Source organism: Arthrobacter sp. SLBN-83, assembly GCF_006715285.1.
GTDB lineage: Bacteria > Actinomycetota > Actinomycetes > Actinomycetales > Micrococcaceae > Arthrobacter.
In genome coordinates, this window is sequence record NZ_VFMX01000001.1 from 2,011,678 (window position 1) to 2,033,036 (window position 21,359).

Annotated in this window: 16 protein-coding genes; 12 read left to right on the forward strand and 4 right to left on the reverse strand. The window is 66.5% G+C overall.

Going from position 1 to position 21,359, the window contains the following annotated elements:
• Positions 1–255 precede the first annotated feature (255 nt).
• Together FBY30_RS09275 and FBY30_RS09280 are read left to right on the forward strand one after the other, a co-directional pair.
• A complete protein-coding gene (locus FBY30_RS09275) occupies positions 256–447 on the forward strand; it encodes a hypothetical protein (RefSeq protein ID WP_142132615.1) in 192 nt (63 codons plus the stop codon).
• A 205-nt stretch (positions 448–652) separates the two neighbouring features.
• Complete coding sequence (locus FBY30_RS09280) at positions 653–1,639, forward strand: glycoside hydrolase family 16 protein (RefSeq protein ID WP_142132616.1); 987 nt, start codon at positions 653–655, stop codon at positions 1,637–1,639.
• A 13-nt stretch (positions 1,640–1,652) separates the two neighbouring features.
• Here the strand turns inward: FBY30_RS09280 and ligD are convergent, their stop codons facing one another.
• Entirely contained in the window at positions 1,653–2,897 is a 1,245-nt protein-coding gene (ligD, locus tag FBY30_RS09285; protein ID WP_142132617.1) for a non-homologous end-joining DNA ligase, read from the reverse strand.
• 31 nt (positions 2,898–2,928) lie between these two features.
• Positions 2,929–4,299 (reverse strand): 8-oxoguanine deaminase, encoded by a 1,371-nt coding sequence (locus FBY30_RS09290; protein WP_142132618.1) that lies wholly within the window; start codon positions 4,297–4,299, stop codon positions 2,929–2,931.
• 403 nt (positions 4,300–4,702) lie between these two features.
• Between FBY30_RS09290 and FBY30_RS09295 the strand changes: the two genes are divergently transcribed.
• From FBY30_RS09295 to FBY30_RS09335, 9 genes are all read left to right on the forward strand, one after another.
• Complete coding sequence (locus FBY30_RS09295) at positions 4,703–5,197, forward strand: nucleoside deaminase (protein WP_142132619.1); 495 nt, start codon at positions 4,703–4,705, stop codon at positions 5,195–5,197.
• Positions 5,198–5,211: 14 nt separating this feature from the next.
• Complete coding sequence (locus FBY30_RS09300; RefSeq protein WP_142132620.1) at positions 5,212–6,753, forward strand: NCS2 family permease; 1,542 nt, start codon at positions 5,212–5,214, stop codon at positions 6,751–6,753.
• 122 nt (positions 6,754–6,875) lie between these two features.
• Positions 6,876–8,093: an XdhC family protein gene (locus tag FBY30_RS09305; protein WP_142132621.1), complete on the forward strand. Its 1,218-nt coding sequence runs from the start codon at positions 6,876–6,878 to the stop codon at positions 8,091–8,093.
• On the forward strand, positions 8,084–9,019 hold the full coding sequence (locus FBY30_RS09310; RefSeq protein ID WP_142132622.1) for an FAD binding domain-containing protein: 936 nt from the start codon (positions 8,084–8,086) through the stop codon (positions 9,017–9,019). The genes FBY30_RS09305 and FBY30_RS09310 overlap by 10 nt, the downstream gene beginning before the upstream one ends.
• A gap of 2 nt (positions 9,020–9,021) precedes the next feature.
• Entirely contained in the window at positions 9,022–11,853 is a 2,832-nt protein-coding gene (locus tag FBY30_RS09315) for a molybdopterin-dependent oxidoreductase (protein ID WP_142132623.1), read from the forward strand.
• 87 nt (positions 11,854–11,940) lie between these two features.
• Positions 11,941–12,921: an aldo/keto reductase gene (locus FBY30_RS09320; protein ID WP_142132624.1), complete on the forward strand. Its 981-nt coding sequence runs from the start codon at positions 11,941–11,943 to the stop codon at positions 12,919–12,921.
• A 46-nt stretch (positions 12,922–12,967) separates the two neighbouring features.
• Positions 12,968–13,708, forward strand: coding sequence for a HEAT repeat domain-containing protein (locus FBY30_RS09325; RefSeq protein ID WP_142132625.1), 741 nt, complete (start codon positions 12,968–12,970; stop codon positions 13,706–13,708).
• On the forward strand, positions 13,705–14,355 hold the full coding sequence (locus FBY30_RS09330; protein ID WP_142132626.1) for a uracil-DNA glycosylase: 651 nt from the start codon (positions 13,705–13,707) through the stop codon (positions 14,353–14,355). The genes FBY30_RS09325 and FBY30_RS09330 overlap by 4 nt, the downstream gene beginning before the upstream one ends.
• 50 nt (positions 14,356–14,405) lie before the next feature.
• Positions 14,406–15,905 carry an HNH endonuclease signature motif containing protein gene (locus tag FBY30_RS09335; protein ID WP_142132627.1) on the forward strand — a complete coding sequence of 500 codons (1,500 nt, stop codon included), beginning with the start codon at positions 14,406–14,408 and terminating at the stop codon, positions 15,903–15,905.
• A 73-nt stretch (positions 15,906–15,978) separates the two neighbouring features.
• On the opposite strand, the gene nboR is transcribed toward FBY30_RS09335, so the two are convergent.
• Entirely contained in the window at positions 15,979–16,629 is a 651-nt protein-coding gene (gene nboR, locus FBY30_RS09340; RefSeq protein ID WP_142132628.1) for a nicotine blue oxidoreductase, read from the reverse strand.
• Between the two features lie 83 nt (positions 16,630–16,712).
• Positions 16,713–19,454 (reverse strand): pyruvate dehydrogenase (acetyl-transferring), homodimeric type, encoded by a 2,742-nt coding sequence (gene aceE, locus FBY30_RS09345; protein ID WP_142132629.1) that lies wholly within the window; start codon positions 19,452–19,454, stop codon positions 16,713–16,715.
• 310 nt (positions 19,455–19,764) lie between these two features.
• On the opposite strand from aceE, the gene FBY30_RS09350 reads away from it, so the two are divergent.
• Positions 19,765–21,333, forward strand: coding sequence for an NCS1 family nucleobase:cation symporter-1 (locus tag FBY30_RS09350; RefSeq protein ID WP_142132630.1), 1,569 nt, complete (start codon positions 19,765–19,767; stop codon positions 21,331–21,333).
• Positions 21,334–21,359: the final 26 nt, after the last annotated feature.

The following is a 21,359-nucleotide window of genomic DNA, read 5'->3' on the forward strand; positions in this document are numbered from 1 at the left end:
GCATCCGTTGATGCCAGCTCATTACGACCCTGCCTGCTGCTCCCAGGTTACGTGACGTGCGCCACGAGTTGCATAACAGCGTACCTCCACAAGCCGGTGGTGTACATCACAGATTCAAAAATCGCTTTGTGACCGGTTGGGGTGGGTGGGGCCGGCGTACGCGCGGGAGTGGCTATTGACCGCCGTGCCATCGCCCGCCTACTATTTTCACAAAGCAGAAATTGCTTTCCACAATATGAAAACGAGGAGGTTTCCATGTACCAGCAGGACAACCAGTCTGCGCCGGTAACGCCGTCCGCAGGAACCGGCGCAGAGGAGTTCTACCTCCCGCTCGGCGGCGGAATCGACCCGGATCTGTACGTGCCGGAGGACCGCCGTCACCCCACCGGCCGCTTCTCCCGGTGGATCCAGTCGCTGCCTGTTTTTGGGGGCACTGAGCGGCGGTAGGGGCAAGCGCTGGGGCTCGCGCAATCGGAATTGCCTGTGAGTACCCCGCGGTCATACCGCGTGTCGGTGAGATGAAAGGCGAGTAGTTGCTACTCGCGACTGCCGGCGGCGCTTCACCTAGCCTTGCACAATAGACGGCAGTCCACGGCCCTGGTGTTCAGCCCAGGACTTGGCCAGCCTCCGTTACGTGCACGGAAGGACAGCGATGCCACAGGCCACAGCCCGCTTGGTGCAGGTCCTGTGCTGCCTGTTGGTCCTGGCGGGGCTGTCGGGAAGTGCCATCCGGCTGCAGGACCCGGTTGATGCGTCTTCGCCCGGACAGGACCCGTCCGTGTCAGCTACTGACCCGCTGGCGGGGACGGCGCCTTCGGATATCAAAGACGGCGCACCGGAACAGGCGGCGGAGCGTGGTGGGTCCGCCGCGCAGCCACCTGAAGCCGAGGGGACTGGCAAGGCTGACGATTCCCCTGTCGAGGCGTCCGGCGATGACGCCTCCGTCAAAGGCACGCCTGTAGTGGCCAGTAAGGAAGCGGGACCTCTGGGCCCTCCAGGGCCGTGGCAGCTCGTGTTGGACGAGGAGTTCGACACTCTCAATACCAGCCTTTGGACTCCCTACTGGTTCCGTGACTGCCACCCCGGATCGACGAAGAACGGCGTCAAGACCTGTTCGGGCAACGTCAAAGTGGAAAACGGAAACGCGGTCCTCCAGCTGTCCGACTCCCAATCCGGAGCGTTGCTCTCCACCAATCCCAAAGACGGCGTTCCGGGCCATGTGGGCTTCCAATACACCACCGGATACGTCGAGGCCCGGATCTACTTCCCGGGAACCTGCTCGGGAGGGATCCACAACTGGCCGGCGTGGTGGACCACCGGCCAAAAGTTCCCCTCGACCGGCGAGATTGATATCGCCGAGCCGCTTGAGGGCACCATGACCACGGTTTATCACTCCACTGACAGCGACCCCGCTAAATGGTTCGTAGGCTGCTATGCCGGCGGCTACCACACCTATGGTGTGCACCGGAAGGCCGGCGTCAATGACATCTACTTCGACGGCAAGCTTGAGTTCTCCTACGCCACGAACGACGGGAACGCTCCGCACTACCTGATCCTGAATGTCGGCATTTGGGCGGACAAGAAGACGCTGGGACCGGCCGGAGCGGTCAAGGTGGACTGGGTGCGGGCCTGGCAGTGACTGGCGCCCGTCGTCAGGAGCCGGGCCGCCCCGGCCACTGCTTGCCGGCCCAGGGGTCGTAGTCCGCAACGAGTTCCTCCTGAACCGGGCGTTCGGCTTCGGGAACGTGCTGCAGGTTCACCCTTACCCGGTACCAGAGCGAGCTGGACCCACGCATCCCGTCCACCAGGACATCGGCGGGCTGGAGGAAATCGACGACGGCGGCGTGCCGGCTTTTCCACTCATCGAGCGCTGCGAGGGCCTCCGGCTTGGTCTTGGTGCGGGCCACCTCGATCAACGGCATCGAGGACTGCCGGCGCCCGGACCCGTTCCCTGCCCGGGGGGCCTTTTCGGCGGGGCCCAGCTCCTTGGCAAGGGCCAGGAGCCCGTCCAGCCTGCCCGCTGATCCATCAATGCCGGCGTGCGGATCACCGATCTGCGCGTACCGTTCCTGTACCGTGTGCACCGTGAACTGTTCAGGCCGGGCAGTGCGCAATTCATCCCAGGTGACCGGCGTGGAAACGCGGGCATCGGGCAGCGGCCGGACCGAGTAGGCAGAGGCCACGGTGCGGTCCTTGGCGTTCTGGTTGAAGTCCACGAAGACGCTCTCGCCGCGTTCCTCCTTCCACCAGCGTGCGGTTGCCAGGCCGGGAGCCCGGTTCTCCACCTCCCGCGCCAGCGTTTCGGCGGCAAGCCGGACATCCTTGTAGGACCACTCCGGGGCAATGCGGACCAGGATGTGCAGCCCGCGCGAACCACTGGTCTTAGGCCACCCCACCAGGTCTGCGTCCTCCAGCACCTCCTGTGCCACGTACGCCACGTCCACAATCTGCGACCAGTCCACGCCCGGCATGGGGTCAAGGTCCACCCGCAGCTCGTCCGGGTGCTCAAGGTCTTCCGCGCGCACCGGATGCGGATTCAGGTCCAGGCAGCCAAGGTTGATGACCCATGCCAGTCCGGCTGCATCCCGGATTACGGCTTCCTCCGCCGAGGTTCCGGATGCGTAATGCAGCGTGGTGGTGTCGATGAAGGGCGGATGGTTTTCCGGCGCGCGCTTCTGGAAGAAGGGCTCGGCATCGATGCCCTTGGGGAACCGCTTGAGCACCATGGGCCTGCCGCCCGCACCCCTCAACGCCCCGTCTGCCACCGCCAGGTAGTACCGGACCAGGTCCAGCTTGGTCAGCCCCGGCTCCGGGAACACCACTTTGTCCGGGCTGGAGATCCGCACTTCGATCCCATCAATGTCCAAAACCTCGGGTGGCGTCTTTGACGGTGTCATGGCGCCACGCTAGCAGCGGGCCGGGCGTGTGTCAGCCGTTGACCAGCCTCGTTGCCGCCGCAGAGTGCTCCGCGATAAGGCCGGCAACGTCCAGCCCCGGAATCTGTCCGTCCACCACCCGCCACTGCCCGCCCACCATCACCCGGTCCGCCCGGTCGGCGGCGCACAGGAGGAGAGCGGCGATGGGGTCGTGGCTGCCGGAGAAGCGGAGGTCGTCGAGCCGGAACAGTGCCAGGTCGGCCTGCATGCCGGGTGCCAGTTGGCCCAGGCCGGACCGTCCCAGGACAGCGGCGGATCCGCGGGTGGCCCAGCCCAGCGCCCGCTCCACCGGCACGTCAGCGCCGTAGCGCAGCCTCTGGAGGTAGAGGGCCTGCCGCGCTTCCAGGATCATGTTGGAGGCATCGTTCGACGCCGAGCCGTCCACTCCCAGCCCCACCATGACTCCGGCGTCCTCCAGTTCCAGGACCCGGGCGGTTCCGGAGGCCAGCCGCATGTTGGAGGTGGGGCAATGCGCGACGCCGGTCCCCGCCGCTCCGAGCCGCATGATCTCGGCGTCGCTGAAGTGGATGCCGTGTCCCAGCCAAGTGCGGTCCGTCAGCCAGCCCACGCTGTCCAGGTAGTCAACGGTCCGCAGTCCGAACATCTCCCGGCAGAAGTCCTCCTCGTCGAGGGTCTCTGCCAGGTGCGTGTGCAGGCGGACATCAAGCCGCTCAGCCAGGGCCGCGCTTTCAGCCATGATTTCCTTCGTCACCGAGAACGGCGAACAGGGCGCCAGGGCGATCTGGATCACCGCTGCATCCCCGCGCTCGTGGTACCGGCCCACCAGGCGCTCGCTGTCCGCCAGCACCACCTCCGGATCCTGCACGGTGGACTGTGGCGGCAGGCCGCCGTCGTCCGTTCCCAGCGTCATGGACCCCCGGGTGAGCGTGGCCCGCATGCCCAGCCGCCGCACCGCCTCAACCTCGATGTCGACGGCATCCTCAAGCCCCGCGGGGAAAAGGTAATGGTGGTCGGCGGCGGTGGTGCAGCCGGAGAGCAGTAGCTCGGCCAGGGCCACCGTGGCTGCCAGTTCCAGGTCTTTCGGCGTGAGCCGGGCCCACACCGGATAGAGGTTCTGCAGCCAGGGAAACAGCGGGGCATTGGCCACCGGACCCCAGGCGCGGGTGAGGGTTTGGTAGAAGTGGTGGTGGGTGTTGATCAGCCCCGGGAGCAGCACGTGGCTGCCGGCGTCGAACGTCTCCGTGCAGGGGGCTGACGGCTGCTGGCCAGCGGCCAACACCTCGGTGATGACGCCGTTGGCCACCACCAGCCCGCCCGAAGCGTCAAGGGAATTTGCGGTGAAAGCGGCCAGGGGTTTGCGGATCCATAGACGGGAGTCGGGTGCAGGGGAGGAAGGAGTCATGGCTGTCCTTGTCTGAGCGGAATGCGGTGCAGTTGTCCAGCTCAGTGATGCCCTGTCTGCTGATCCAGGTAGCCGTTCCTGCGGGCAGGTAACGGGTGGTGCCAGAGTAGGGAAACAGCCCCACCTGCGTCAACGCCTGCGTTTGTGACCGCGGCTGCGGGAGGGCGGTGAAGAGCCCGAAACAAGCATTTCACATAGCGAAATTAAATTTCCAGAAAACTATGGCGTGGCCCACAAACGGGTGCTAATCTCAATTCTGCCAAAGGCGGGCACCCGAACCCGGGAAGCTATCTACCAGGCGCAACTTAACCTTCACAGCACATGCTGAAGCCTGGTAACCGTTCGCACCTGGTTTTACTGGTCCTGCGCGGCAACAGGCTTCCCGGCAAAAGGAAGTCGCATCATGAGTACCACCGTCACGGCCGAACAGTTTTTGGCCCGCTCCATCCGGCTGGCAACGGCCAATGTCCTCAACAGCGGAGGCCCGTTCGGCGCCATGATCGTCATGGCGGACGGGCAGGCATTCGACGGCGTCAACCGCGTCACCGCGGATAACGATCCCACCGCCCACGCGGAAGTCACCGCCATCCGCACCGCATGCCGCGAACTGGGCACCTTCGACCTCAGCGGCGCCACCCTCTACACCAGCTGCGAGCCCTGCCCCATGTGCCTGGCCTCCGCGCTCTGGGCACGGGTAAGCCGCGTTGTCTACGCCGCAGACCGGCACGACGCCGCCTCCGTCGGCTTCGACGACGCGGTGTTCTACGAGTACTTCGAAAACCAGGACAGGGATTCCCTGATGCCGGTCTCCAAGCTGGAACTGGGCGATCCCCAGGCCCCGGCCCCGCTGGAGCCGTTCAACACCTGGAACACGCTCGAATCCAGGATCGACTACTAGGCCCGGCGGCTTCGATGACCATCCTGGACCATTCCCACGAGGAGCATTCGGCTCCAACCACCAGCACCACCCGGCGGGCGCCGCGCACTTCCACGCAGGCAACCGGAACACCGCAGCCGCCGGCACCGGAATCCTTCCTGGACCGCTTCTTCCAGATCACCCGGCGCGGCTCAACCCTTGCCCGCGAATTCCGCGGCGGCCTGGTCACCTTCTTCACCATGGCGTACATCGTCATCCTGAACCCCCTCATCCTCGGCGGCTTCAGCGCGGACAACGCCCCCACCGACGTCGCCGGAGGCTGGCTCTCCGCAGCCCAGGTGGGCGCCGTCACCGGCCTCACCGCCGGCGTCATGACCATTCTCTTTGGCCTCATCGCCAACCTGCCGTTCGGGCTCGCCGCAGGCCTGGGCATCAACTCCTTCCTTGCCGTCTCGGTGATCCACGAAGTCACCTGGCCGGAGGCCATGGGCCTGGTGGTGATCAACGGCATCCTGATTGTGCTGTTCGGCGTCACCGGCGCCCGGACCGCCATCTTCCGGGCGGTACCCAAGGAACTTAAAGCCGCCATCACCGTAGGCATCGGCCTGTTCATCGCCTTCATCGGCTTCGTGGACTCCGGCTTCGTCCGGCCCACCGCGGGCGGTCCGCCCGTCCAGCTGGGCGACGGCGGCTCCATCACCTCCGTGCCCACGCTCGTGTTCGTCGTCGGACTCCTGGCCATGGGCATCCTGGTGGCACGGAAGGTCCAGGGCGGCCTGCTCATCGGCATCGTCGGCACCACCGTGCTGGCCGCCGTCGTGGAAGCCATCATGAAGATCGGCCCCGCCAGCGCCACCAACCCCGGCGGCTGGCACCTGAACACCCCCGTCCTGTCCGGCCAGCTGGTTTCGGCGCCGGACCTGGGCCTGGTGGGCCAGTTCGACCTGTTCGGCTCCTTCGGCAGGATCGGCGGACTCGCGGCCACCATGCTGGTCTTTACGCTGGTGTTCACAAACTTCTTTGACGCCATGGGAACCATGACCGGCCTGGCCAAGAGCGCCGGCGTCGCCCACAAGGACGGCACCTTCCCGCGGCTGAAATCGGCCTTCATCGTGGAAGGCTTCGGCGCCGTGGCGGGCGGGGCCACGTCCGGTTCCTCCAACACCGTGTACATCGACTCGGCGGCCGGCATCGGCGAAGGCGCCCGCACCGGCCTGGCCTCGGTGGTCACCGGCCTGCTGTTCCTGGGCTCGATGTTCCTCACCCCGCTCACCAGCGTGGTGCCGCTCGAGGTCGCAGCCGCCGCCCTGGTGGTGGTGGGCGCCATGATGATGGCGCAGATCCGCGAGATCAAGTTCACCAAGTTCACGGTGGCACTGCCGGCGTTCCTCACCATCGTGACGATGCCCCTGAGCTACTCGATCGCCAACGGCATCGGGGTGGGCTTCGTGAGTTGGGCCGTCATCGGGGCCGCCTCCGGCAAGGCAAAGAAGATCCACCCGCTCATGTGGGTGGTCAGTGCCGGGTTCCTGGTGTACTTCGCCCGCGGACCGATCAACGCCCTGCTGGGCGGCTGACTGCCTTTCCGATTACCGTCCCACCACTGCGGGGGCCGGGCCAACCCTTGGCCTGGCCCCTGGCAGGACAGACAGGCAGGACCGACAATGGACACCACTGCTGCGGAAGAAGGAGTGCCGCCATGCTTGACCTGATCCCTTCACTTGGCCCTTGGGTGCCGCGGCTTGCGGGCGGGGAGTTCGCGGTGGCCACCATCGTGGCTGCATCCGGCTCGGTTCCGCGCCCGGTAGGGACCTCCATGCTGGTTGCCGCATCCGGCGCCGTCCTGGGCAGCCTTTCGGGCGGATGCGTGGAAGGCGCCGTGGTGGCGCTCGCCAAGGAGGCCATGAACGACGGCGTTCCGCGGCACGAGACGTTCGGCTTCAGTTCCGCCGACGCCTTCGCAGCCGGACTCACCTGCGGGGGAGAACTGGCCATCCACATCCAGCCGGTGCCCGCAGGCACCGGCGCTGCCGAGCACCCGCTGCGCGCGGCACTAAAGGAACTCGCGCAACTCAGCCCGGACCAACCCGTCGCACTGGTACGGCTGCTGGGAAGCCCGGGAGGTGCCGCCGTCGTACTTTCGGATCCCGCCGCCCTCCGCCTGGCTACCCACCCGGAGTTGGCGTCACTGCTGCAGGGGGAGTCCGCGCTGCAGGTGGAGGCCATGGTGCGCCGCGGCGGCGCCGGCCTGGTCCCCCTGGCCCGGCAAGGGGAGTGCGCTCCTGACCGCACCGGCCAAGCGCAGCTATCCGGGGAGCCCGCCGTCCTCGTGGAGTCCCGGCTGGCCCCGCCGCGCATGCTGGTGTTCGGCGCCAATGACTTCGGCGCGGCGCTGGTCCCGGCCGCCAAGCTGCTGGGCTACCACGTGACCCTCGTGGATGCCCGGCCCGCGTTCGCGTCGCAGCCACGGTTCGCCGCAGCGGACCAGGTAGTCACGGACTGGCCGCACCGCTACCTGGCTGCGGAAGCGGCTGCAGGCCGGACGGACAGCCGCACCGTGGCCGCCGTCCTCACCCACGACCCCAAGTTCGATATCCCCCTCCTGGAGACCGCACTGGCACTGGACCTCGCCTACGTGGGCGCCATGGGATCCCGCCGCAGCCACCTCCAGCGCGTGGACGAGCTCCTCAATGCGGGAGTCCCGCCGGAACGGATTGCCCAGCTGCATTCACCCATCGGCCTTGACCTCGGCGCCGTGACTCCCGCCGAAGTGGCGGTGTCCGTGACCGCCGAACTGATCGCCGCCCGGAACCGCGCCGCCACTTGCGTGCCGCTGCGGGACACCTCCGGTGCCATCCACCACCCGGCTGCCCCCGCAGCCGCAAACCTCAATACCCAGGAGATCGCATGGACATGAACACCATCGAGGCGGTGGTCCGCACCACCGACCCCGCACAATGGCGCGACGGCGATGCCTGGCTGGCCGGCGGCACGGTCCTGTTCTCGTACGGCAGCTACGCCTTTGGACCCCAGCCGCTCACCCGGCTCCTGGACCTCGGCGACGCCGGCTGGACGCCCATCACAGTCACCGACGACGGTATAGAGCTGGCTGCCACCTGCACCATCGCCGAACTGTACAAGCTTCCGGTGTCACCAGCGGCGGCAGGCCGCTCCTGGCCCGGGCTGGACCTGGTCCGCGCGTGCTGCGATTCGTTCGTGGCCTCCTTCAAGATCTGGAACATGTCCACCGTGGGCGGCAACCTCTGCACCTCCCTGCCCGCAGGGCCCATCATCTCGCTCTGCGCCGGGCTGGACGGCACGGCCACCATCCTCGGGCCGGGCGGCACCAGCCGGCGGGTCCCGGTGGCGGACTTCATCACCGGGGATGCGACAAACTGCCTGGCACCCGGCGAGCTGGTCCGCAGCGTCCACCTGCCGGCGTCGGCCCTTGCTTCCCGCGCGGCCTTCCGCCGGCTGTCCCTGAGCAACCTGGGCCGGTCCGGGGCGCTGCTCATTGGAAGGCTCGACGGCGGCGCCTCCCTGGTGCTGACCGTCACCGCCGCCACCAAGCGTCCGGTCCAGCTGCGCTTCGACGGGCTGCCGGATCCAGACCGGCTGGCCGCTGCATTGGACGATGCCATTCCGGTAGAGCTTTATCACGACGACATCCACGGCCTGCCTGCCTGGCGCCGGGACATGACCTACCGGCTGGCCGAGGAAATCCGCGCGGAGCTGGCAGCGCCCGAGGGGACGCCGGGGCTGGCGTTCTCCGGTGACTTCTGGCCGCCCCTCAATGCCGGTGCGCCGGCATCCGGTTCCACCGCACTTTCGAAAGGGGCCTGAGCATGGCCATCGAGATCAATGGCACCCCCGCCGGCGCCGCACCCCGGCCCGGCCAGTGCCTGCGCACGTTCCTGCGGGAGCAGGGCAACACCGGCGTCAAAAAAGGCTGCGACGGCGGTGACTGCGGCGCCTGCACCGTGCACGTGGACGGAACGCCGGTCCACAGCTGCATCTACCCGGCCGTCCGGGCGGAGGGGCATGCGGTCACCACCATTGAGGGGTTGGCTGCTGCTTCCAGTGCTGACGGGGACTTGCATCCGGTGCAGCAGCAGTTCATGGAGCGGCAGGGTTTCCAGTGCGGGTTCTGCACGGCGGGCATGGTGATGACGGCGGCCACGTTCGACGACGAACAAAAGGACAACCTGCCCCGGAACCTTAAGGGCAATCTCTGCCGGTGCACCGGCTACCGTGCCATCGCCGACGCGGTCTGCGGAGAGGCCGGCCATCCGAATCCGGCCGGGCAGGGGTCCGGCATCGCGGGGGAGGGGCAGCCGGATCCTGAGCCGGGCCGGTTGGGCGACGACGTTCCCGCGCCGGCCAGCCGGGCAGTTGTCACCGGCGCCTCCCGCTACACACTGGACCTCCCGGTGGAACAGCAGCAGGCACTGCTGCACCTGAAGATCCTGCGCTCACCGTATGCCCACGCGCGGGTTGTAGCCATCGACAAGGAGGCGGCACTGCAGGTGCCTGGGGTGGTGGCGGTCTTCACCCACGAGGACGCGCCGGAGCAGCTGTTTTCCACGGCCCAGCACGAGCTCTTCACCGACGACCCCGACGACACCCGGGTACTCGATGACATGGTGCGGTTCCGCGGGCAGCGGGTGGCCGCCGTCGTGGCCGAATCGGTGGGCGCTGCCGAAGCCGGCGTGCGGGCGCTGACGGTTGAATATGAGGAACTGCCCGCCGTCTTTTCCCCACAGGACGCGCTGCTTCCCGGCGCGCCGCTGGTACATGGGGACAAGGACGCCTTCGCGGCCCGCATCTCCCGGCCGGACCGGAACGTGGTGGCGGAGCTGCACTCCGAGCTGGGAAACGTGGCCGATGGTTTCGCCGCCGCCGACTTCATCCACGAACAGACCTACCAGACCCAGCGGGTGCAGCACGTCGCGCTGGAGACTCACGCGGCCATCGCCTCGGTGGATGCTGACGGGCGGCTGCAGGTCCGCACCTCCAGCCAGGTCCCGTTCCTGGTCCGGCGGACGCTGTGCAGGGTGTTCGGCCTGGACGAGGACAAGGTGCACGTGGTGGCCGGGCGTGTGGGCGGTGGCTTCGGCGGCAAACAGGAAGTCCTCACCGAGGACCTCGTGGCGCTCGCGGCCCTGAAACTGCAACGGCCGGTCCAGCTGGAACTCACCCGCACGGAGCAGTTCACCGCCACCACCACCCGGCACCCATTCACCATCAAGCTGAAGGCGGGCGCCGGCAGGGACGGCAGGCTGACGGCCATGGAGCTGGACGTCGTGACCAACACCGGTGCCTACGGCAACCACGGCCCCGGCGTCATGTTCCACGGCTGCGGTGAATCGCTGGCCGTGTACAACTGCGCCAACAAGAAGGTGGACGCACACTCGGTGTACACCAACACTGTTCCGGCCGGGGCGTTCCGCGGCTACGGGCTGAGCCAGATGATTTTCGCCATCGAGTCCGCCATGGATGAGCTGGCGGCCGGAATCGGGATGGATCCGCTGGAGTTCCGCCGCCGGAACATGGTCCGTGAGGGCGACCACATGCTGTCCACCCAGCCGGATCCGGAGGAGGACGTCCACTACGGCAGCTACGGCCTGGACCAGTGCCTGGACCTGGTCCGCGACGCCCTGGACCGCGGCAAGGCCCGCTACCGGGAAGCAGGCCTGGATGACCTTGGCCCGGACTGGATGGTGGGTGAGGGCACAGCGCTGTCCATGATCGACACGGTGCCGCCGCGGGGGCACTTTGCCCATTCCCACGTCCGGCTCCTGCCGGACGGAACGTACCAGGCCGACGTCGGGACCGCCGAGTTTGGCAACGGCACCACCACGGTACATGCCCAGTTGGCCGCCACCGCCTTGTCCACGGAGGCGGCCAGGGTGGCGGTGCGGCAATCCGACACGGACCTGGTGGAGCACGATACCGGTGCGTTCGGCTCGGCCGGCACCGTGGTGGCCGGCAAGGCCACGCTGGCCGCGGCGGAAGAGCTGGCCGTGCGAATTCGGGCCTTTGCGGCCGGAATTCGGCAGACGCAGGCGTCCGCCTGTGTCCTGGACGGCGACGCCGTGGTGATTGATGGAACCCGCGTGGCACTGGCTGACCTGGCGCGGGCTGCCGCGGATGCCGGCGTCGAACTTGCTGCCGAGGGCCGCTGGGGTGGCACCCCGCGCTCCGTGGCGTTCAACGTGCACGGCTTCCGGGTGGCGGTGAACCGCGGCACCGGTGAACTGAAGATCCTGCAAAGCGTGCAGGCGGCGGACGCCGGCGTGGTGGTCAACCCGCGCCAGTGCCGCGGCCAGATCGAAGGTGGGATCGCGCAGGCCCTGGGTGCCACGCTGTACGAGGAGGTCGTAGTGGACGACGCCGGCAAGGTCACCACGGACATCCTGCGGCAGTACCACATCCCTACTTTCGCGGACGTGCCGCGCAGCGAGGTGTACTTCGCCGATACCAACGACAAGCTGGGGCCGCTGGGGGCCAAGTCGATGAGCGAAAGCCCGTTCAACCCCGTGGCGCCGGCGCTTGCCAATGCCATCCGGAACGCCACGGGAGTGCGGTTCACATCTCTGCCCATCGCCCGGGACCGGATCTACTTGGGGCTCAAGGAAGCGGGACTGGTGCCCAAGCTGGAGCACGTGACTTCCTAGGCCGGCAGGTGGTCATACTTCCGCTTGCGCGGGTGCAACCCGGGGTCGGATCTGACCACGGGTTGCATCGTTGCATATAGTCGGGGGATGGAACAGCGGATTTTAGGCAAGACCGGACGGAACGTCTCCATCGTGGGGCTCGGCACCTGGCAGCTCGGCGCGGACTGGGGCAACGTGGATCCGGCACAGGCGCAGGCCATCCTCGCAGCCTCGGTGGAGGCCGGCGTCACCCTCTTTGACACCGCCGACGTATACGGCGACGGCAAGAGCGAGCAGGCCATCGGGAAGTTCCTGGCGGACAACCCTGGCCTCGGCATCACCGTGGCCACCAAGATGGGCCGGCGCATGGAACAGCGGCCGGAGAACTACACCCTGGCCAACTTCCGCCAGTGGGTTGACCGCTCGCGGAAGAACCTGGACATGGACACCCTGGACCTGGTCCAGCTGCACTGCCCGCCCACCCTGGTGTACAGCAACAACGAAGTTTATGACGCCCTCGATACGCTCGTGGCCGAAGGTGCCATCCGCAATTACGGCGTGAGTGTGGAACGCACGGACGAGGCCCTCGAAGCCATCCGGCACGAAGGAACGGCCTCCGTCCAGATCATCCTCAACGCCTTCCGCCTCAAACCGCTGGACGAGGTCCTGCCCGCCGCCAAGGCCGCAGGAGTGGGCATCATTGCCCGAGTGCCGCTGGCGTCCGGGCTGCTGTCCGGCAAGTACACCAAGGACACCACGTTCGCGGAGAACGACCACCGCAACTACAACCGCCAGGGCGAGGCCTTTGACGTCGGGGAGACCTTCTCTGGTGTGGACTACGAGTTGGGCCTGAAAGCCGTGAAGGAGTTCGAGCAGCTGGTGCCTTCCGGCGCTACCACGGCGCAGGCGGCGATTGCGTGGATCGCGGCCCAGGACGGCGTCACCACCGTCATCCCTGGCGCACGTAACGTGGAGCAGGCCCGCGCCAACGCTGCCGCGGCCACGGTCAGCGTGGGCAAGGAGTTCGACGACGGCGTCCGCTGGATCTACGACCACTACTTCCGCGAGTCCATCCACCCGCGCTGGTAAGGGTTTCCCGCGCTCCGGGTAGCTGTCACGCGACGAGGAGGGGCCGGTGAGCAAACGGTCGGATTACCGGGAGGTGCTGGAATCGCTTCCGCCTGGGGAGTGGACCGCCTACCTGAACGCTGAGTCCGGCCTGCCTGGGCCCAGGGCCAACCTCGAACTGGCGGCGGCGTTTGCCGACGTGGCGGAGCCGGACCTGGTCCGGCTGTGCGCCGGGAGCCCGGACGAGTACCTTGCCCTGTGCGGCGCTGTTGGTCTCGGCCGGCTGCTTGTGGAGGGCGATTCTGATGCTGCCGCTACCCTCCGGGCGCTGGCGGGAGACGACCGCTGGCGGGTGCGTGAGGGAGTGGCCATGGCCCTGCAGCGCCTGGGGGATGTGGATATGCCCGCCTTGTGGGCCCTGGCGGAACGGTGGGTGGACGGCGGTCCGCTGGTGCAGCGTGCCGTGGCGGCCGGGATCTGTGAACCGCGGTTGCTTCACGGTCCGGAGGATGCCGCCAAGGCGGTTGAGATCCTCGACAGGATTACCGCTTCGGTGGAAGGAACAGACCCTGCGTCCCGGAGGTCGGAGCAGTTCCGGGTGCTGCGCCAGGGGCTTGGATACTGCTGGAGCGTTGCCGCTGCCGCTGAGCCGGCCAGTGGCTTCGGGCACCTCGCGAAGTGGGCAGGCAGCCAGGACAAGGACGTGCGCTGGATCGTCCGCGAAAACCTTCGAAAAGCCCGCCTTCATAAAGCAGATCCGTCTGCAGCAGAGCGTTTGGCCGCGGTCCTCGAAAAGTCCGGCGAATGATGGCGTCCGGTATTGCGGCGTTCGTTGAGCGGCTTGCGGCCGTGGAGCTGGGACCTGCGTGCACCAACTTCTTCAACCATGCGGTTCCGGAGAATGCCCTGCGGAGGCGCAACCTGGAGCTCTACCTGCAGGAGATGCTGGACCGGCAGCCCAAGGTTCTGTTGGTAGGGGAAGCGCCCGGTTTCCGGGGCATGCGAATCACGGGCGTGCCCTTTACCAACAGGGTAATCCTCGGAGGCCCCGCCAACAGCTTCGGGCTGTTTGGTCCGGGCAAGGGGTACGTGCTGCCGCCCGAAGCTGCAGGGGTGGCTGCCGAGCCAACGGCGACGGTGCTGTGGCAGGTGCTGGAAGAGGTCGGGGCCCTGCCACTGCTGTGGAGCGCCTTCCCCTGGCACACGCACCAGCCAGGTAAGCCCTTATCCAACCGCACGCCCAGGCCTTCGGAGACGATGCTGGGGACTCCCTTCTGGCAGGAGTTGGCGGAACTGTTCGGTACTACCTCCATAGTGGCGGTGGGCAACGTGGCCCAGCACAGCTTGCAGCGCAGCGGCCTCACTGTGCCCAAGATCAGGCATCCTGCCCATGGGGGCAGGTCAGGCTTCAAACAGGGGCTGGAACAGTTGTTGGAAAGTGGGATGCAGGTTTGAGCTGAACACTTCATCGGGAGATTGTCGTACCCCCTTGTCATGATTGGTTTATGGGAAGGGCGGCGGTGGTTAAGGCTTATTCGGACATCCGGGCTGCCCTTGCTGTGCTCAATGCTGAGGTTGACGGGTGCGGTTCTGAGGCGTTTTCGGTGGCTGATCCGTTGGCTGGTTCGGCTGATGGGTGCCTGGACGTTCTGGCTGGTGCCCGGGAGGTTGAGGCCGGGTTCGCTGGTTTGAAGGCGAAGGCTGCGGTGAAGTACGCGGAGAGCGCCTCTGTTGTTGCCGGGCCGAATGTGCCGGTGCAGGCGCAGGAGATGGCGGTCGCGGCGGAGATCGGGTGTGTGCTGGCGTTGGGGCCGCGGGCTGCGTCATCGTTCCTGGCTGCTTCGCACGCCATTGTTTCCTCGTTGCCGCGGACCTTTGAGGGCCTGCAGGCCGGGACGTTGTCGTGGCAGCATGCGGTGGTGATGGCGGATGAGGCGGCCTGCCTTGATGCTGCGGGGGCGGCGGCGTTGGAGGCGCATTTCCTTGACCCTGCGGCCCCGGATGCTGCGCGGGGGTGCCCTGCCGGTGAGATGCCGGCGCACCGGTTTCGGGCCAAGGCCAGGACGTGGCGGGAACGCCACCATGCGGAGAGCATTGAGAAGCGCCATGCCAAGGGGGTGGCGGATCGGCGGGTGGAGTTCCGGCCGGAGCAGGACGGGATGGCGTGGCTGTCCGCGTGTCTGCCGGCGGCTCAGGCGTTGGCCGGGTGGAACCGGCTCACCGCAATGTCCCGGTCACTCCAAGGCCCCCAGGAGTCCCGCACCATGGCCCAGTTGCGGGCCGACACGTTCGCCGAGGCGGTCCTCGGCAGTGGCAGGGCCGGTGGGGTGCTTGGTGTTGGCGCAGGTGAAGCTGCCGATGCCGGGCGGCAGCCGTGGTCTTCGCCGATCCGGGCGCAGGTTCTGGTCACGGTTCCGGTGTTCTCCCTGATGGGGTTGACCGATGAACCGGCGATGTTGGATGGGTACGGGCCGATCCCGCCGTCGGTGGCCCGGGATTTGGTCGCGAACGGGGCGACGTCGTTTTACCGGGTGTTGGTGGATCCGCGGGACGGTGCACCCCTGGAGATCGGGCGGAAAAGCTACCGGGTGACCGGTGCGATGCGGGCCTGGTTGCGGATGCGGGACGGCAAGTGCCCGTTCCCGGGGTGCAGCAACAACTCCCTGGACAACGACGCCGACCACATCCTGGCCTGGGCCAACGGCGGCCCCACTGGGATATCGAACCTGGGACAGCCCTGCCCCAAACACCACAAACTCCGCCACGCCACTGGCTGGAAACCCACGCCTGCCACAAAGAACGAGCCACCCGGCTGGCTCTCACCAACGGGCCGCCACTACCAAAGCGAACACCAGGATTGGGAACCCACCCACTGGCCTGCCCTTCGCAACCGGGACCAGGTACCGGGGGAGGGAGCGCTTGGCGCACTTTCGGATCTCGTGCACCTCGACATATCCCCGGCAGAAAATTGGCTGGAGCGGATCCTGCACGCCCCAACCGCCTGACACGGCCAGGGGAATGCTGCCCTGACCGTGCTCGAGTGCTGGTGGAGGTCGCCTGCTTCTGGAGTACCGGGCGTTAGCGGAGAAGGCCCAGTTGGTCCGGCGTATCGACGTCCTCGCCGCTGGATTGGTCGCTGCAGTCCACTTCGTCCACCAGATCCGGGTGGGAGCGCAGGAAGCCGCGTGCCCCGGCGTCGCCCGTCACCGTTGCGCACACGGCATCCCGCAGGGATGCGTCAATGAGCAGGGGATGCCCGCGGCGCAATGCCGCCTGACCGCCGTCGCTGGAATCACGACGGCGGTACGCGGCGGCGGTTATCCTCCCCTGACGGTGCCGGGCCAGCAACCGTGCCACTGTTTCGGGGGTCAGTCCGGGCTGGTCCACAAGCGCTATCAAAAGGTGGCTTCCGGGATCCGCGGCTTGGTTTCCGAGTAGGAATGAGCTGCCCATGCCCGTCTGCCATTCCGCGTTGTCCACTACGCGGAAGCGGTCGAGGCTGGCTGCCGACTGGACTTCAGACGCTCCTGCCCCTAGGACCACCACCACTTCCCGGCAGCCACCGTCGAGCAGTGCGTTGGCGACGGACTCCACCAGCGGCCGGCCCCGGTAGGGCAGCAGGGCCTTCGGTCCCAGTCCCAGGCGGGTGCCCGCTCCGGCCGCAAGGACGACGCCAGTCACCCCGTGGCCAGTCGGGCCTGCGGGTCCGGGCGCGTCCGTGTTCTTCATAGCTGCACCCTAGCCAATGCCAAAGCGGTCGGGGCAGCCTCCCCCCCCCCGGAAACTGCCCCGACTGCTGCTGCCGGTGATTATCAGGCGTCTCCGCCCGCCCCGCCGGTGGTGCCGGCGTTGACGTCCAGGAGCTTGTAGCGGTCCATGGCGTACGACGGCGCGCCCTCCTCAACTTCACCCCTCGCCCCGAGCATTTGCAGCACTTTCACCACGATGGAGTGGGTGTCGTTTTTGAAGTAGCGGCGTGCTGCTGCTCGGGTGTCGGAGAAGCCGAAGCCGTCGGCGCCGAGGGTGGCGTATTCGTTGGGGACGAATTGCCGGATCTGGTCGGGGACGGCTTTCATGTAGTCGGACACGGCGACGATGGGGCCGGTGGCTCCTTCGAGTTGCTGGGTGACGAACGGGACGCGGGCGGGTTGGCCGGGGTTGAGGAAGGCTTCTTCTTCGGCGGCGAGGCCGTCGCGTCGGAGTTCGTTCCAGGAGGTCACGGACCAGACGTCGGCGGAGACGTTCCAGTCATCGGCCAGCACGCGCTGGGCTTCGAGGGCCCAGGGGACGGAGACGCCGGAGGCGAGGATCTGGGTGCGGGGACCGTCGATCTTTGCCGGGGCGAGCAGGTAGATGCCCTTGATGACGCCTTCGACGTCGAGGTTCTCCGGCTCTGCGGGCTGGATGATGGGTTCGTTGTACACCGTGAGGTAGTACATGACGTTCTTGTCCGTGGAGTTTTCCCCGTACATCCGTTCCAGGCCGGCGCGGACGATGTGTCCGATTTCGTAGCCGTAGGCGGGGTCGTAGGTGAGCACGGCGGGGTTGGTGGAGGCCAGCAGGGGGGAGTGGCCGTCGGCGTGCTGGAGGCCTTCGCCGGTGAGGGTGGTCCGTCCTGCGGTGGCGCCGATGATGAAGCCGCGGGTCATTTGGTCCGCGGCGGCCCAGAAGGCGTCGCCGGTGCGCTGGAAGCCGAACATGGAGTAGAACACGTAGACCGGAACCAGGGGGATGCCGTGGGTGGCGTAGGAGGTTCCGGCGGCGGTGAATGCTGCCACGGCGCCGGCTTCGTTGATGCCGGGGTGGATCAGCTGGCCCGCGGGGGACTCCTTGTAGGCCAGGACCAGGTCACGGTCCACCGACAGGTAGTTCTGGCCGGCAGGGCTATAGATCTTCGCCGTAGGGAAGAAAGCATCCATGCCAAAAGTGCGGGACTCATCCGGAACGATGGGCACAATGCGGTTCCCGAACTTCTTGTCCCGGAGCAAATCCTTGAGCAGGCGCACAAATGACATCGTGGTGGCGGCCATCTGCTTGCCTGAACCGCGCTTGGCAACCTCGTAGGACTTGGCATCCGGAAGCTCCACAGCCTGATGAGCTCCACGGCGCTCAGGAACAGACCCGCCCAGCGCCCTCCGGCGTTCGAGGAGATAGGCAATCTCGGGCGCATCGAATCCCGGGTGGTAGTAGGGAGGACGGTAGGGATCGGCATCGAGCTGTTCATCGGAAATGGGAATGCGCAGGTAGTCCCTGAACTCCTTGAGATCCCCGATGGTCAGCTTCTTCATCTGGTGGGTGGCGTTGCGGCCTTCGAAGTGGGGGCCGAGGCCGTAGCCCTTGACGGTGTGGGCGAGGATGACGGTGGGTTTGCCCTTGAATTCGGTGGCGGCTTTGTAGGCGGCGTAGACCTTGCGGTAGTCGTGGCCGCCGCGTTTGAGGTTCCAGATCTGGTCATCGGACAGGTCCGCGACGAGGTCTTTGGTCTGCGGGGTTTTGCCGAAGAAGTGTTCGCGGACGAACCCGCCGGATTCGGCCTTGTAGGTCTGGTAGTCCCCGTCGACGGTCTCGTTCATGATCTTCACCAGGGACCCGTCGGTGTCGCGGGTGAGCAGGTCATCCCATTCCCGGCCCCAGACGACCTTGATCACGTTCCAGCCCGCGCCGCGGAAGAACGCTTCGAGTTCCTGCATGATCTTGCCGTTGCCCCGGACCGGGCCGTCCAGGCGCTGGAGGTTGCAGTTGATCACGAAGTTCAGGTTGTCCAGGTTCTCGTTCGCGGCGAGCTGGAGCAGGCCGCGGGATTCGGGTTCGTCCATTTCCCCGTCGCCCAGGAACGCCCAGACCTGCTGGTCGGAGGTGTCTTTCAGGCCCCGGTTGTGCAGGTAGCGGTTGTTCTGGGCCTGGTAGATCGCGTTCATCGGCCCGATGCCCATGGACACGGTGGGGAATTCCCAGAAGTGCGGCATCAACCGCGGGTGCGGGTAGGAGGACAGGGCGTGGCCCTCGCGGGACTTTTCCTGCCGGAACCCGTCCAGGTCCTCCTCGGAGAGGCGGCCTTCCATGAAAGCGCGGGCGTACATGCCGGGGGAGGCGTGGCCCTGGAAGAAGACCTGGTCCCCGCCGCCGGGGTGGTCCTTGCCGCGGAAGAAGTGGTTGAACCCGACCTCGTACAGGGTCGCGGCCCCGGCGTAGGTGGAGATGTGGCCGCCGACGCCGATGTCGGGCCGCTGCGCCCGGTGCACCATGACCGCGGCGTTCCAGCGCATGTACGCCCGGTAGCGGCGCTCGTATTCCTCGTTGCCCGGGAACTGCGCTTCCTGGTCCACCGGGATGGTGTTCACGTAATCGGTGGTGGTCACCATCGGCACACCCACGCTCTGCGCGCCCGCGCGCTGCAGCAGGCTCCGCATGATGTATTGGGCACGCTCGGTACCCTGTTCCCTGATCAACGCATCCAGGGACTCAACCCACTCGGCAGTCTCTTCCGGATCACGATCAGGCAGCTGGTTAGTCAACCCGCTGAGGATATGGGAGGTATCTTCTCCTGCAGCCACGGCAGCCTCTTTTCATCTTTGAATGCTTCGGCTCATGTTTTCGGAATGTGAGAAAACATTATTGCTAGACGAGATTAGTGAGCGAGGCGTCCTGGGTCAACGTGACAACCGCCACCACCGCCCAATGGCGCTCATGGAAGCGAGGCGACGGATTGTGACCGGCCTGAAGCACTCCTGGCGCTTGACCGTCAGTGACCTGGGTCAGACCATTATTTCACTATTCAATATCTCATTTCCGCTAGGTGGAATAACAGAAGCGACTCCCCGGTCGGCCTCACCACCCGGAATCCTCTAAAGAATTGAGACCCCTATGCAAACCCCTCCCACGGCGGGCGCTGCTGCTGAGCAGGGCCTGACAGCGTCGTCAGCCCCCGCAGCACACACCCCCGGAAGCGTTGAAGCCCTCTGCGAATCAGCAAGCGCAGCTTCGGGCACGAGCATCAGCCCTTCCCTGTACAACTCCGATCTTGCCCCCACCAAACGAGCCGGCCGGAGCTGGACCAGCTACAGCATCTTCACCCTTTGGGCCAACGACGTGCACAGCCTGGGCAACTACGCCTTCGCCATTGGCCTGTTCGCGCTGGGGCTGGGCGGGTGGCAGATCCTGCTGGCCCTCGGCATCGGTGCCGCGCTGCTGTTCGGCCTCCTGACGCTGTCCGGCTTCATGGGCGTCAAAACCGGTGTTCCTTTCCCCGTCATGAGCCGCATCAGCTTCGGCATCAGGGGAGCCCAGATTGCCAGCCTCCTCCGCGGGGCCGTGGCAGTGGCCTGGTTCGGCATCCAGACCTACCTCGCATCCGTGGTGTTCCGCGTAATGCTCGTAGCCATGTTCCCGGCCTTGGTGGACATGGACAAAGACTCCATCCTGGGCCTGTCCACCCTGGGCTGGATGGCATTCGTGACCCTCTGGGTGGTCCAGCTGGTGATCGTCAGCTTCGGCATGGAAATGATCCGTAAGTATGAAGCCTTCGCCGGCCCCGTCATCCTTGCCACCATGGCCGCCATGGCCATCTGGATCTTCGTCGAAGCCGGCGGAAGCATCGCCTGGTCCTCCAACAAGGCGCTGGAAGGGCCGGAAATGTGGCTCACCATCTTCGCCGGTGGCGCCCTGTGGGTGTCCATCTACGGCACCTTCGTCCTGAACTTCTGCGACTTCACCCGCTCGGCGGTCTCCAGGAAGGCCGTGGTGCGCGGCAACTTCTGGGGCATCCCCATCAACATGCAGGTCTTCGGCGCCATCGTAGTGGTCATGGCCGGCGGCCAGTTCAAAATCAACGGCACCATCATCAAGAGCCCCTCGGACATCGTCCAGACCATCCCCAATACGCTCTTCCTGGTCCTGGCCTGCCTCGCCCTGCTGATCCTGACCATCGCCGTGAACCTGATGGCCAACTTCGTGGCCCCCGTTTACGCGCTGACCAACCTGTTCCCCAAGCGGCTGAACTTCCGCAAGGCGGCCATGGTCTCGGCGACGATCGGCCTGGTCATCCTGCCCTGGAACCTCTACAACAACCCGCTGGTCATCGTGTACTTCCTGGGTGGACTCGGTGCGCTGCTCGGCCCGCTGTTCGGTGTTGTCATGGCCGACTACTGGCTGATCCGGCGCGGCAAGGTCAACGTGCCGCAGCTCTACACGGCATCCCCTGACGGCGCGTACTTCTACAAAAAGGGCGTCAACCCCCGCGCCATCATTGCCATGGTTCCCGCCGCCGTCCTGGCCCTGCTCATCGCTTTCGTGCCTGGACTGGCTGCGGCAGCCCCGTTCGCCTGGTTCTTTGCAGCAGGCATTGCCGCCACGCTCTACTTCTTCATCGCCGACCGCAACCAGAGGCTCGAAGACCACGACGGTGAGGCAATCGCCGTCGTCAGTACCCACTGAGCCCCACCAGCAAGCGGCCCACAGGG